Raw genomic sequence first — 13,243 nt, forward strand, 5'->3', positions numbered from 1 at the left:
CCGAACTCGCCGACCGCGCGGCCGAGCGCGGCCAAAATCGAGAAGCAGGCGCCATCGACGACATAGCCACCTCGCGCCCGCCTGCTCGTCTCGGCGGCGCAGCGCGGACACCTCGCGACTGCGGAGCCGCTCTACGAGCGCATGGGGTGCTTGCTGGTCCGTGCCGCTGGTAGCGATTTCGAGTTGACCGTCGGGGAGGCCTTGTCCATCGGATACGATCGGCACCCTAAGGAGATCATCGAGCTCTTCCTCACGGAGAGCTTCACCTCCCGCGTGCTCGAGCCCGCCGCGGCTGTCGCGCTGCTGCGTGGCTGAGGGGCGTGTAGAGCGTCAGTAAAAATAACTGTCGCTTGACACGACGCGCGCCTCGACCTCCGCGCCTGCGCCGCGCTCGCCCTCGAGCGGCTGGGCGTGGGCGACGCCCCGGTGCTCGGCTCGGTGGAGAATAACCGGCGCCGCGCTGGCCGACGCGCGCATCGACGCAGCGGCCGGGCTCGCGAGCTTGCGGTCTGTCTGGGATCCCGGGCCCCGCCGTGCAGAAATGTACGGGGAGCGATCGGGGGCCCGCGGCGGAGCTCGTCAGAGCTCCTCGAGCTCGCGGGTGCTACAGCCTCGGCGCCAAGGACGCGTTCGGGGCGTCGTCCTCCGTGGTGGTCAGATCGATCCAGTAGGCCAACCCGCGGTCCTCGATCCAGAGGCCATCGTCGTCATGGTCAGCACACCGGTTGGATAAGTACCTCAACCGGAAGAGCCCGCGAGACTCGGCATCGATCAGGGCCGCATCGACGGCGGACGCCGCGTAGCTCGGTAGGAGCGCGTGGCGGAGCGCCAAAATGGGAACGATTCCCCCGCCATACCTCGCGAGAGACAGGCGCCGTGCATGGAGCACAACGACGCGAAACAGCGGTTGAGCGAGCTCAACATCACCTGACATGCTCCCGTCTTCGATTTCTTCCAGGGCCATCATCGTGAGGCAGCCCCAGGCATAGCTTGTGCCGGTCTTTCCGCCCGCTCGCCTTCGGGACGAGGTCTTCCGTTACCCGAGCGCGGCGTGCAGCGCCGCGCTTAGCACTGGGACATTTTGCCACAAGCGCCCGCACACTGGGGCGCGGAGGCGCAGCGACGTGCGGGTCGCTTCCGCGGCGCAGCCGCAGGGTTTTTGCACGGCGGGGGCCAGAACCCGATGTACGCCGCGCGGACGAGGGCCGAGCGCGCCGGCGTCGGCCCTGCACGGGCCGGACGGCCTGAGCTCGCAAGCCGGCCCGGTCGCCTGGTCCTCCCCCGGAGCACACACAATGCGTGTGATATTCGAGAATGCGGCATTCTCAGGCGTCAGTGGCTCCGCTGGGCAGCCGAGCCGCCCGAACTCTCCTCGGCGCGCCCACGCCGCCGCTGGACGGCGCCGCGGCCCGCCGGGTCGAGCTGGAGACGGTCGGCGTCGGCGAACCGCGGGGAGCTGGCGCTCGTTCGGACCGAGGCGCATCACTGGCGCGGGGACATCGCCGAGGCGCTCCGCTGGGCGCAGGTGGCGATGGAGTCGCTGCCGAGGGGCAGCGCTCGCTGGTACGTGGCCGTGGGCGACGTGGGCCAGACCGCGGGGAGGCTTGGACATCATGAGCGGCTGGTGGCGCTCGCCGATGAGCTCGCGGGCGCCTGGTCCGACGACGGGACGACCGGCCCGGCGGTGATGGCCGCCACGCGGGTGGTGGTGCGGCTGTTCTTCGCGGGCGTCTACGATCGGGCCGAGCTGCTCCACGCGCGGATCGAGGCCGTCGCCGGGCGGTTCTCGGGCGACCCGGCCGTGAGCGGGCCGATCTTCCGGGCGCTCAGCGTGCGCGCGCAGTTCGCCGGCCACCTCGATCGCTGCCGAGCGCTGACGGAGGCCTCGCTGCGCTGCTTCGAGCAGACGGGCGACGTCCGCAACGCCTGCGTCGCCCGCGGCAACCTCGCGGAGGCCGAGATCAGGCTCGGCGCCTACGCCGAAGCGGTGGCGCTCCTCCGCGGCGCGGTCGCCGACGCCGAGCGCATGGGGCTCGAGCGCGCGGTCATCACGGGCCGGCACAACCTCGGCTTCGCCCTCGGCCGCCTCGGCGCGATCGATGAGGGGTTCGCTGTCGAGTCGGAGGCTGTCACCGCCGCCGTGAAAGGCGACTGGCGGAGCATCGAGGGGGTCTCGCGCGCCTACCTCGCGTGGCTCTTGCGGAGCGCGGGCGAGCTCGAAGCGGCCGAAAAGGAGGCACAGCGTGCGGTGGCGCTGCTCGAGACGACGAAGCCGTTCCAGGTCGTGGCCCTGGCGACGCGGGCCGAGGTGATGCTCGCGCGCGGGAGGCCGTCCGAGGCGCTCGCCGAGGCGCGTGAAGCGATGGCGCTGCTCGCCTCGCTCGGAAAGGTCGAGGAGGGCGCAGAGCTCGCCCGCCTCGTGTACGCTCGGGCGCTCGAGGCGACAGGCGATCACCCGGCGGCGCGCGCCGCCATCGCGGACGCGCGCGACCGCCTCCTCGCGACCGCGGCGCGGATCGACGATCTCCGCCGTCGCGACGGTTTCCTCCAGAACGTCTCCGAGAATGCGCAGACCTTGGAGCTCGCGCGGGAGTGGCTCGGGGCCGCCGCCATTGCCCCGACGGTTGCTGGGGATGGTTGGCCACCGGCGTAGGCGTGGAGGGTGATTCCAACAGGCTCGCCTTTCGCCTGCGGCGCATTGCACGAGCCGTCGAGACTCCCGTGGTCGGCGCAGGTCCCGCACCACGCGAGCATTTCAAGGCGCTCCGGCGCAGGCACCACGCTCCACGGCGACGCTCCCGCATTCATGCGAGGCCGCACCGGCGAGGTCGGCCTGGTCGCCGCCCGCGCTGTCCCGGGCGCGCGCGAGGCGCTCAGCGGAGCTGCGGCCGAACTTCAGGAACACCGCCGGCGTGACGACGATGTCGAGCAGCGTCGACGAGAGCAGGCCGCCGAGGATCACGACCGCGACGGGCTGCAGGATCTCCTTGCCCGGCTGACCCTTGGACAGCGCGATGGGCACGAGCGCCAGGGCGGCGGTGAGCGCGGTCATCAGCACCGGAACGAGGCGTTCCAGCGAGCCGCGGACGATCATCGCCTCACCGAACGACTCGCCCTCTTCCTTCATGAGGTGGATGTAGTGCGAGATCATCATGATGCCGTTGCGCGAGGCGATGCCGCAGAGCGTGATGAACCCGACGAGGGTCGCGACCGAAAGGACCCCGCCGGTGAGCACGACGGCGAGCACCGAGCCGACCAGAGCGAGCGGGATGTTCAAGAGGATCTGGAGGGCCACGCTCCACGAGCGGAACTGGGAGTAGAGGACCACCAGCATCCCGGCGAGGCTCGCGATCGAGAGCCATCCGATCAGCCGCGACGCCGATCGCTGGCTCTCGAACTGCCCGCCGTACGTCGCGTAGTAGCCCGGCGGCTTCGGGATCGCGTCCACGGCGCGCTGGATATTGCTCACGACTTGCTCCAGGTCGCGCCCCGCCACGTTGGCCGAGACCACGATGCGCCGCTGCGTGTCGTCGCGGCTGATCTGGTTCGGCCCCATGCTCTCCGTCACGTCGGCGAGGTCGGACAGCGGCACCTTCGCGCCGCCGGGCGTATCGACGAGCGTGCGCCGCAAGGCGCCCGTGTCCTCGCGGAGCTCCGGCGGGTACCGCAGCACCACATCGATGGTCCGCTGCCCCTCCAGGAGCTGTGTGACGGTGCCGCCCGCGAGGGCGAGCTCGAGCATCTCCGAGAGCTGACCCGCGTTGACCCCGAGCTGCGCCGCGCGCTCCCGGTTCACCTTGATGGCGATCTGCGGGATGAGCACCTGCTGCTCGATCTGCAGGTCCTTCACCCCGGCGACGCCCTGCATCGCGTCGCGCGCCGCCTTGCCGAGGCGCCGCAGCTCGCCGAGATCCTCGCCGAAGATCTTCACCGCGACCTGCGCGCGGACGCCCGAGAGCAGGTGGTCGAGCCGGTGCGAGATCGGCTGCCCCACGTTGACCGCCACGCCGGGGATCTTGTCGAGCTGGCCGCGGATGTCGCCGAGGATCACCTCGCGCTCGCGCTCGGAGGCCCGGAGATCGACGTCGATTTCCGAGTAATGGACGCCCTCCGCATGTTCGTCGAGCTCCGCCCGACCCGTCCGCCGCCCGGACGACACGACCTCGGGGACCTCGTGGATCAGCTGCTCGGCCAGCGTGCCGAGGCGACTCGACTCGGCGAGCGACGTGCCCGGCCTGGCGATGACGTTCACGGTGAGCGTCCCCTCGTTGAACGGCGGGAGGAACTCGCCGCCCAGGAACGGCACCGTCGCCGCGGCGGCGAGGACCAGCGCGCTAGCGGCCGCCATCACGGCCCCGGGGTGCCGCAGCGACACCGCGAGCACGCGCCGGTCCGCGGCCTTGAGCTTGCGCACCAGCCAGCCGTCCTCGTGGCTCATGCGCTTCATGGACGGCAAGAGATACGAGCAGAGCGCGGGAGTGACCGTCAGGGATACAACCAGCGATGCAAGGATCGACACGATGTAGGCGACCCCGAGCGGAGCGAAGAGCCGCCCCTCGATGCCGCTCATGGCAAACAGGGGGACGAAGACCAGGACGACCAGGATGGTCGCGAAGACGATGGAGCTCCGGACCTCGCTCGACGCGTCGCGGATGACGTCCATCGCCGGCCGCGGCGAGGCGAGCGCCCTGTTCTCGCGCAGGCGCCGGAACACGTTCTCCACGTCCACGATGGCGTCGTCGACGAGCTCGCCGATCGCCACCGCGAGGCCGCCCAGCGTCATCGTGTTGACCGACAGGTCGAACGCCCGGAACACGAGCGCGCTCACGATGAACGAGAGCGGGATGGCGGTCAGCGTGATCGCGGTCGTCCGGAAGTTGAGCAGGAACAGGAAGAGGACGATCGTGACCAGGATCGCGCCGTCGCGCAGCGCCTCGACCACGTTGTGGACCGCGCTCTGGATGAAGGTCGCCTGCCGGAAGAGGCGCGGGTTGATGGTGACGCCCGCGGGCATCGACCTCTGCAGCTCGGCCACGGCCTTGTCGATGCTGCCGGTGAGCGCGACGGTGTCGGCGCCCGGCTGCTTCTGCACCGAGAGGATCACGGCGGGCTTGCCGTCGATCGATCCGTCGCCGCGCTTGATGCGCGCGGCCTCTTGCACCGTCGCGACCTGCGCCAGGGTCACCGGCGTCCCGTTCCGCAGGGCGATGACGGTCGCGGCGATGTCCGCTTCGGTCCGGGCGCGGCCGAGCGTCCGCACGAGGAACTCCAGCCCCCGCCGGTCGACGTAACCGCCGGTGGTGTTGGCGTTCGCGCCGGTCAGGGCGCGCGAGATCTCGTCGAGCGACACCGCCGCGGCCGCGAGCTTGGCCGGGTCGACGGTGACCTGGATCTGGCGGACCTCGCCGCCGATGGGGATCACCTGCGCGACCCCCGGGATCGTGAGCAGCCGAGGCCGGATCACCCAGTCGGCCTGGGTCCGGAGGGTCATGGGCGAGACCCCATCGCCCTGCACCCCGATCAGCAGGATCTCCCCCATGATCGAGGCGACGGGCCCCATCTGCGGCGTGACGCCCTCCGGGAGCTGCTCCGTCACCGTGGCGAGGCGCTCGGCGACGAGCTGTCGGTCGCGGTAGATGTCCGTGGACCAGTCGAACTCGACGTACACGACGCTCAGGCCGACGCCCGAGGTAGAGCGCACGCGCTCGACCCCGGGCGCGCCGTTCATCACCCGCTCGAGGGGCACCGTGACCAGCGTCTCCACCTCCTCGGGCGCCAGCCCAGGGGCCTCGGTCATGAGGGTGACCGTCGGCCGATTCAGATCGGGAAAGACGTCGATCGGGAGCTTCAGGAGCGAGTACGTCCCGTAGACGAGCACCAGCGCCGCCGCGGCGATGACGAAGAGGCGGTTCCTGAGGGAGAAGCGGATCAGGTAGTCGAACATGGCGCCTGCTAGCCCCCGGCGGCGAGGAGGACGGCCATGGCGCCGTCGATGACCACGCGCTCTCCCGCCGTCACGCCCGCCGTGATCCCGATCGCGCCGGCGGACTTCGGCCCGATCGCGACCGCGCGCAGCTCGAACGTCTCGGGGCCGGTCTTCACGACGACCGTGGGCGTGCCGCTGCGATCGAGCAGCGCCGAACCCGGGACCACGACGCTCTCGACGGGCGCGCTCCCCGCCAAGCCGATGTTGACGAGCGCGCCGACGCGCGCGCGCCGGTCCTTGTTGTCGAACTCGAAGAGCGCCTGGACGGTGCGGGTCGCCGGGTCGACCAGCGACGCGACGGCGAGGCGTCTGGCCTCGAAGCGCGCGGCGGGATCCGTGACGAGCGTCACCTCCGCGCGATCGCCCGCGAGGCGCGCCGCGTCCGCCTCCGGGATGCGCACGTCGACCCAGAGCGTCGCGAGATCGACGACGCGCCAGAGCTCGGTCCCCTCCGCGACCTGGGCGCCCTGGCTCACGCGGCCGGAGACCACCGTGCCGTCGATCGTCGCGCTGAGCCGCTGCGCGCCCGCCCCGCTCGAGAGCACCCCGACGTCCGCCCGGGCGCGCGCGACCTCGGCCCGGGCGACTTCCACCTCGGCCTCGGCGGCCTGGATGTCCTTCTCGGCGACGATCCCCTTGAGCTCGCGGCGTCGCGCGAGCTCGCGTTCGGCCAGGCCGAGTCGCGCCTCGGCTGCGGCGACCCGAGACGCGGCGTCGCTGCGCGACAGCCCGAGCTGCGCGCTCTCCGCGCCGCCCAGGCTCGGCCGGAGCGTCGCAAGGAGCTGCCCCTTCTTCACGTCGTCGCCGAGCCGCAGGAACCCGCCCTCGGGTGGGAAGAGGCGGCCGGACGTCGGGGCCACGACGGCGAGCTCGCCCGCGGGGCGCGCGACCACGGTGCCGATCTGCCCGAGGCTCGTGGCCAGCGCGCCGCGCTTCGCGCGCTCGGTGCGCAGCCCGAGCAGGAACTGGGTCTCGATCGGCACCCGGGCCACGTTCGGGTCTTCCGCGGCGCTGGCTCTGGGCTTTGCCGGCACGCTGTGGTCCTCGCCGCCGTGTGCGTCGGCGCGCTCCCCAAGGCCCGTGACCACGATGGTCGAGGCGATCGCGAGCGCGGCGGTGATGGACAGGGATCGGGCGCGGCTCACGAGGCCCCCTGCGGGAGCGCGGAGGGATCCTCGGGGCGACGGGTAGCGGCAGGCGGCTTCCGCCTCGAGCGACGCCCGAGCGCATACCCGATCCCGCCGCTGAGCACGGCCAGCGCTCCCGCGGCCGCCGCCAGACCGCCGAGGGGCACCTCCCGGCCCGGCGTCATCCCGGTCGGCGCGGCGGCGGGCGCGATGGCGCCGAAGCGCAGGTCCCCGACGAGCACGAGGTCGAAGGCGTCCCCGGCCTCGACCGACACGACCCCGTTGGCCGTTGCTCCTTCCGGGGCAGCGGGGAGCGCGACCTCATAAACGCCGGCGGCTGCCGTTTTCCCCGCGTCCGCGGCGAACGTCAGCCCTCCCTTCAGCTCGAGGCGGACACGCGCGCCTTCGACCGGCGCGCTGGAGTCGGCCCGAGCGACGTAGAGGCGTGCGGGCAACGGTCCTCCTGCCTTCTTGGCCGGGTACTTGATGACGACCGAGAACACCGCCGTTTCCCCGGACACGACGTGCTCTGTCCCGGTGCTCGCGGCGGTCGGCGCGGCGGGCGCCGCGTGATCCTCGCCGCCGTGCGCGGAGGCGCGCGGGGCCGACGCGTGGATGGCGAGCGCCACGGCACACGCGAGGTGCTTCTTGTGCATCATGGTTCTTCTCCGAGCGCGCTGGACAGCTCCGCGCGGGCTTTCAGGTAGGCGGCGCGCGCCTCGAGGATCTGGACGCGCGCGCGGGCGACGCGCTCGGCGCGGGTGAGGGTGTCGAACAGATCGATCTGCCCTGCTGCGTAGCCCTTCTCGACCATCGCCTGCGCCTCGTCGAGCCGGGGAGCGATGGCCTGCCACCGCGCGAGGGCCGCCCAGCTCGCGTCGACCGCGGACCTCGCGCGTGTGACCGCTGCGCTGATCTGCCGGGCGGCGATCGCGCCCTGCTCGCTGGCGGAGCTCGCGTCGGCGAGCGCGCGGGCTCGCTCGGCCTGGTTCCGGTCGAAGAACGGCAGCGGCACGGACAGCGTGATCTGAAGCTGCGTGCGCTGTTGCCGGACGCCGGTCGCCCCGTCCGGGCTGGCCAGGGCGGCATCGCGCTCTTCCCGCCCCACCTCGACCCCGAGGCCCAGCGTGGGCTCCGGGAGCGCGGCGCGTGCGGCGAACGCGCGCCGTGCCTCGGCCTCTCCCATCCGGGCCCGCCAGAGCCCAACCTCGGGCCGGCGGCGGAGCGCGGCGGCCACGAGCACGTCGCGGCCACGGGCGTCTGGCGGTCGGACCGGCGCCTCCGCGACGCGGAGGGACGAGGGCTCCGCAGCGGCGATGAGCACCCCGAGCTCGGCCTGCGCACGCGCGAGCTCGGCCTTCGCGCGGGCGAGCTCGGTCGTCGCGCCGGCGCTCTCGGCGCTGGCCAGGATCGCGTCGAGATCCGACCGCTCACCGGCGCGGGAGGCCGCCGCGGTGCCAGCGGCGATGCGCTCGAAGACCCGGTCGAGCTCGGTCCAGACGGCGAGCACGCGCTGCGCTCGATCGAGCTCGATGAACGCCTCGGCCGCCTCGGCGAGCCCGTCGAGCTTCAGCACCGCCCCCTCCAGCTCCGCGACGGCGACCTTCTGCTGGCCGGCGCGCGCGGCTGTGGCCGCGGCCCCGACGACGTCGAGCCCTTGCTCGATGCCGACCGAGAAGGTCCGGTCTTCCGGGTGTCCGAACGGGGCGCCGAGATCGACGCCCCCCGTGAGCACGGGGTTCGTGCGGGGCCAGCGCCCCGCGCCGGCCACTTCCGCGCGTGCAGCGCGCGCGCCCTGGTTCGCCTCCACGGTCGCGGGGGACCGCGCGGCGGCGCGCGCCTTCACCTGGGCCCACGTCAGCGTCTCGCCGCGGGCGCCCGACGCAGGCACGAGCGTCAGCGTTGCAGCGAGGGCCGCGAACATCGCGTATCGGCTCCGGTGCGGCCGCCGGGTCGCCATCTCAGTGCCCCGCGTGGTGGTCGTGCCCCGCGTGGTCGTGCCCCGCGCGGCCTTCGAGATGGAAGGCGAACCGGAGCGAGGTCGCGGTCCCTCCGGCCGGCGTGATGCTGAGCACCCCGTCCACGTGGTCCTGCTTGACCGGATCGATCTTGCCCCGCAGCACATCGGCCTTCTCGTCGTAGGCGAGCTGGGTCTCCTTCGCCCCCGCGACGACGGGGCGGAGGCTCGCCGTGACGCCCTTCGCGGAGCGGGGCTTCTCGGCCGAATCCAGCATCCAGACCGTGATGTCGCCGGTCTTCTCGAGCTTCACCTCGACATGGCCGCCTGCGAGCGACTGGACGACGCCGCCGTGGGGCGAGCCGTGGGCGTGGTCGCCCGCCGGGTGGTGGTCGGCGGCCGCGTCGGCGAAGGCCGCCGTCCCGTTGGCTGGCACCGTGAGCGTCATCTTCATCGGCGCGCCGCGGACCTTCAGATCCCAGGTGTAATCCGCGTTGTCCGGCGCCGGGCCCTTGGCCGAGAGCGAGCCCTTCGCCTCGTTCGGCGCGAGCGTCAGGGTCTGCTTCTCGCCCTTTCCCTTGGGCTCGATCGTGATGGTGCCCGAGACGTCCTTCGGCGGGATCGGCGTCCGGATCGCGTCGCTGACGTAGAGGTCGATGGCGCCGTCGGCCCCGACCACGACCTCGACGTGGTTGTCGCCCTCCATGGTGACCAGGCCTCCGTGACGAGCGTTGTGATCCGCGTGGGGGCGCGTGCTCGCGGCGCGGTCCTGGGGCGCATCCGTGGGGGGCGGCGCCGCGGCGGGAGCCTGTGTCGAGGCGGCGCTTTCGTGGTGGTGGCCAGGTGTCTCCTTCGTGGAGCAGGCCACAAGCGGGATCGAGACGAGCAGAGAGAGAAGGATTTGGCGCATCGTGCTTTCCTGGAGCCGAGGTTGTTGCCCTGGCGAGCACAGGCCTGAGCAACGAGCGCGCCAATCGGTCGCGCGCCGGGATCCCGCGCTTCTGCGCGGCGTCCGGTCCTCGCGGTGACCTCGACGGTCACGATCCTGTGACCGCATCGGTCACAAAGCGTTCCCCCGCCGGGGCGGGGACCGCGTTGGCCGGGCCTGATCGGCGGCTCAGCGCGCCGGTCAGCGCCCCGCCAGTGCTCGATTGTGGCCCCGGTACGCCGTTTGCGAGGATGCGCCCCTCCATGGCTCCGCCTCCCGCTTCGCAGCGCCCGTATCGACTCCGCCGCCGGCTGCTCCTGGTCATCAGCCTCCTCGTCGCCCTGGTCGTCGTGAGCGGCGTCGCCACCGTGCTCACGGGCGTCGCGTCCCGCCGCGCGATCCTGGAGGCCCACGACCTCGAGGTGGCCTCCCGCCGGGCTGCGCTCCTCAGCGTCACCGCGCGCGAGCAGTACATCCACGAGGCCCACACGATCATCCTCCGCGACCGCTCCCACGTCGCACACCACGACGCCTGGGTGAGCGAGCTCGGCGCGAAGCTCGCCGAGCTGCGGCCCGGCCTCGACGCCGAGGCGGCCACGAAGCTCGACGACATCGAGAAGACGAGCCGCGAGCTCAGCCAGCTCTTCTCCACGGTCATCCTCCCCGCCATCGATCGGCAGGACTCGCACGAGGTCCACCACGCGCACGACCGTGCGAACGCGCTCGTCGACCGGATGACGCAACATGCGGACAGCCTGGCGCGTCACTTCGACGAGCGCGCCATGGCCGCGGAGCGCCGGGCTGAGCAGTTCATCCGGTTCGCTTTGATCCTCGCGACGGCCGTCTGCGCGCTCGCCGCGGCGCTCGCCTTGATCGCCGGGCGCAGGCTCTGGCGCTCTTTCTCCACCCCGCTCTCCTCGCTCGAGCGCGTCGCCGGGCGCGTCACCGCTGGAGATCGCAGCGCCCGCGTCGAGCCGGTGGCGGCCGTGGAGCTCGTGGCGGTCGCCGACGCGTTCAACCGCATGCTGGACGCGCTGTCGCGCACCGAAGCCGAGCTGGTCGCCTCAGAGCGGCTGGCGGCGGTCGGCCGCGTCGCCGCGGGCGTCGCGCACGAGATCAACAACCCCATCGCCGTGATCCGCGGCTATGTGAAGACGATGGCGAAGGAGGCGGAGAAGCCCGAGCTCCGCGAGGAGCTCTCGATCCTCGACGAGGAAGCGGCGGCCTGCCAGCGGATCGCGGAGGAGCTGCTCATGTACGCGCGCTCTCCGATCCTCTCGCCGCGCCCCGTGCAGGCCGAGGAGCTCCTCAGGGACGCTGCCTCGCACTGCGACGGCGGGCCGGGGCGGCGCGACCAGGGCCCGCTCGTGGACGCCGAGCCAGCCTTCATCAACGTGGATCCGCTCCGCATCCGGCAGGTCATCGTCAACCTCGTCACCAACGCGCGCGAGGCGACCTCTGGACCCTCGGAACGTGATGAGATCCTCGTGCGCGGAAGGCGGCAGGACGATGGCTACCGGATCGAGGTCCTGGACCGGGGAGCCGGTATTCCCGAGGAGGCGCGCGAGCGGCTCTTCGAGCCGTTCTTCACGACCCGCCGCGACGGCACCGGCCTCGGCCTCGCGGTCTGCTATGGTCTGGTGACCGCGCACGGCGGGACCATCCGGGCGGAGCCCAGGCCGGGAGGCGGGTCCCAGTTCGTGATCGACTTGCCGGGCGTCCTCATCGAGGAAGCAAGGGAGAGCCAGGAGCGCGCATGAAGCCGACAGTGCTCGTCGTCGACGACAAGGCGAACATGCTGGCGCTGCTCTCCAAGGTGCTCGGCAAGAGCGCCAAGGTCCTGACGGCGCGGGGCGTGCGAACGGCGCTCCAGATCCTTGAAACCGAGCCGGTCACAACCGTCGTCTGCGATCTGCGCATGAACGACGGGGACGGGCTGGAGGTGCTCCGGGCAGTGCGCGCGCGCTGGCCTGGAGTGCCCTTCATCCTGATGACCGCGTATGCGTCGGTCCCGACCGCGGTCCAGGCCATGCGCGAGGGCGCCTATGATTACGTGACGAAGCCGTTCGACCCGGACGAGCTGCGCGCGCTGGTCGAGCGGGCCATGGCGCAGGCCGCGGTGCTGAAGGGCGAGCAGGACGCGCCGGACGCACAGGGCTTTGCGGGCATGACGGGGCGTTCGCCCGCGATGCGGGCGCTCTACCAGCTCATCGAGCGCGTGGCGCCGACGGACGCGACCGTGCTCATCCTGGGCGAGACAGGCACCGGGAAGGAGCTCGTGGCCCGCGCCATCCACGAGCACTCGTCCCGCGCGTCGCACCGCCCCATCGCCGTCAACTGCGCGGCCATCCCCCGTTCGCTCATCGAGAGCGAGCTCTTCGGCCACGCGCGCGGCTCGTTCACGGGCGCGGCCACGGACCGGGCGGGGCTCTTCGAGGAGGCGCACGGGAGCACGCTGTTCCTCGACGAGATCGGCGAGCTCAGGCCGACTGTCCAGGCGAAGCTCACGCGCGTGCTCGAGGAGCGGGCGGTGCGGCGCATCGGCGAGTCGCGCGAGCGCAAGGTGGACGTGCGGCTCATCAGCGCAACGCACCGCGACCTCCGGGCCATGGTCAAGGCGGGCGCCCTCCGCGAGGACCTGTGGTTCCGGCTCAACGTCTGCGTCGTCGAGCTGCCCCCGCTGCGCGAGCGCGCCGAGGACATCCCGTCCCTGGCGCAGCGGTTTCTCGCCGAGCGAGCGCCGCAGTCGCGCTCGTCTGCGACCGGGTTCTCGGCGGCGGCGATGAGCGCGCTCCAGACGTACCAGTGGCCTGGCAACGTGCGTGAGCTCAAGAGCGCCGTCGAGCGGGCGCTGGTCATCGAGACGACGAGCGAGATCCGCCTCGAGTCGCTGCCGTCCGAGGTGCAGGGGGCGAGCCCGCTCCGGCTCACGAGCTCGAGCGACGTGGACCTCGCTCAGCTCTCGTATCGCGAGGCGGTCGACGCGTCGCGCGAGGAGATGAACCGGCGCTACCTGGAGGCCGTGATGCGCCGCTTTCGCGGCGACGTGCTGAAGGCCGCCGCCCACGCGGGCGTCGAGCGGGAGAGCTTCTACCGGCTCCTCCGCCGCTGCGGCCTCTCCGCAGACGACTTCCGCGAGGAGCGCCGGGGTACGGACGGTTCGAAGAACTGAGCGGGCATTCACGGCGAAACATGGTCGAGCTGGCGCCTCGAACGCCGGCAACCATTGACCTGCTCGCCCGCCA

The 13,243-nt window shown here is 72.2% G+C and carries 10 protein-coding genes; 4 read left to right on the plus strand and 6 right to left on the minus strand.

All coding sequences use genetic code 11. The annotated features are described in order from the left end of the window. The first annotated feature begins 141 nt into the window (after nucleotides 1–141). Complete coding sequence (locus WMF44_RS18315) at nucleotides 142–315, plus strand: encapsulin (protein WP_437300403.1); 174 nt, start codon at nucleotides 142–144, stop codon at nucleotides 313–315. 289 nt (nucleotides 316–604) lie between these two features. On the opposite strand, the gene WMF44_RS18320 is transcribed toward WMF44_RS18315, so the two are convergent. After that, complete coding sequence (locus WMF44_RS18320; protein WP_437300404.1) at nucleotides 605–967, minus strand: hypothetical protein; 363 nt, start codon at nucleotides 965–967, stop codon at nucleotides 605–607. A gap of 564 nt (nucleotides 968–1,531) precedes the next feature. On the opposite strand from WMF44_RS18320, the gene WMF44_RS18325 reads away from it, so the two are divergent. Beyond that, nucleotides 1,532–2,653: a hypothetical protein gene (locus tag WMF44_RS18325; protein WP_437300405.1), complete on the plus strand. Its 1,122-nt coding sequence runs from the start codon at nucleotides 1,532–1,534 to the stop codon at nucleotides 2,651–2,653. Nucleotides 2,654–2,755: 102 nt separating this feature from the next. Here WMF44_RS18325 and WMF44_RS18330 read toward each other — a convergent pair whose 3' ends face one another. Genes WMF44_RS18330 through WMF44_RS18350 form a run of 5 tightly spaced genes read right to left on the minus strand, consistent with a single transcriptional unit; the run spans nucleotide 2,756 to nucleotide 9,980 of the window. Continuing rightward, complete coding sequence (locus tag WMF44_RS18330; RefSeq protein ID WP_437300406.1) at nucleotides 2,756–5,944, minus strand: efflux RND transporter permease subunit; 3,189 nt, start codon at nucleotides 5,942–5,944, stop codon at nucleotides 2,756–2,758. 8 nt (nucleotides 5,945–5,952) lie between these two features. After that, the gene (locus tag WMF44_RS18335) at nucleotides 5,953–7,131 is read right to left on the minus strand and encodes an efflux RND transporter periplasmic adaptor subunit (RefSeq protein ID WP_437300407.1); all 1,179 of its coding nucleotides are present in this window, start codon (nucleotides 7,129–7,131) and stop codon (nucleotides 5,953–5,955) included. Then, nucleotides 7,128–7,772 (minus strand): hypothetical protein, encoded by a 645-nt coding sequence (locus WMF44_RS18340; protein WP_437300408.1) that lies wholly within the window; start codon nucleotides 7,770–7,772, stop codon nucleotides 7,128–7,130. The genes WMF44_RS18335 and WMF44_RS18340 overlap by 4 nt, the downstream gene beginning before the upstream one ends. After that, the gene (locus WMF44_RS18345; protein ID WP_437300409.1) at nucleotides 7,769–9,037 is read right to left on the minus strand and encodes a TolC family protein; all 1,269 of its coding nucleotides are present in this window, start codon (nucleotides 9,035–9,037) and stop codon (nucleotides 7,769–7,771) included. The genes WMF44_RS18340 and WMF44_RS18345 overlap by 4 nt, the downstream gene beginning before the upstream one ends. Before the next feature lie 37 nt (nucleotides 9,038–9,074). Continuing rightward, nucleotides 9,075–9,980 carry a hypothetical protein gene (locus tag WMF44_RS18350; RefSeq protein WP_437300410.1) on the minus strand — a complete coding sequence of 302 codons (906 nt, stop codon included), beginning with the start codon at nucleotides 9,978–9,980 and terminating at the stop codon, nucleotides 9,075–9,077. A gap of 281 nt (nucleotides 9,981–10,261) precedes the next feature. Here WMF44_RS18350 and WMF44_RS18355 point away from each other — a divergent pair, with 281 nt between their 5' ends. Beyond that, entirely contained in the window at nucleotides 10,262–11,758 is a 1,497-nt protein-coding gene (locus WMF44_RS18355; RefSeq protein ID WP_437300411.1) for a sensor histidine kinase, read from the plus strand. Next, entirely contained in the window at nucleotides 11,755–13,170 is a 1,416-nt protein-coding gene (locus WMF44_RS18360) for a sigma-54-dependent transcriptional regulator (protein WP_437300412.1), read from the plus strand. Before WMF44_RS18355 ends, WMF44_RS18360 begins: the two co-directional genes overlap by 4 nt. The last annotated feature ends 73 nt before the right edge of the window (nucleotides 13,171–13,243 follow it).

Origin of the sequence: Sorangium sp. So ce426 (genome assembly GCF_051475585.1) — a bacterium.
Taxonomy (GTDB): Bacteria; Myxococcota_A; Polyangia; order Polyangiales; family Polyangiaceae; genus Sorangium; species Sorangium cellulosum_B.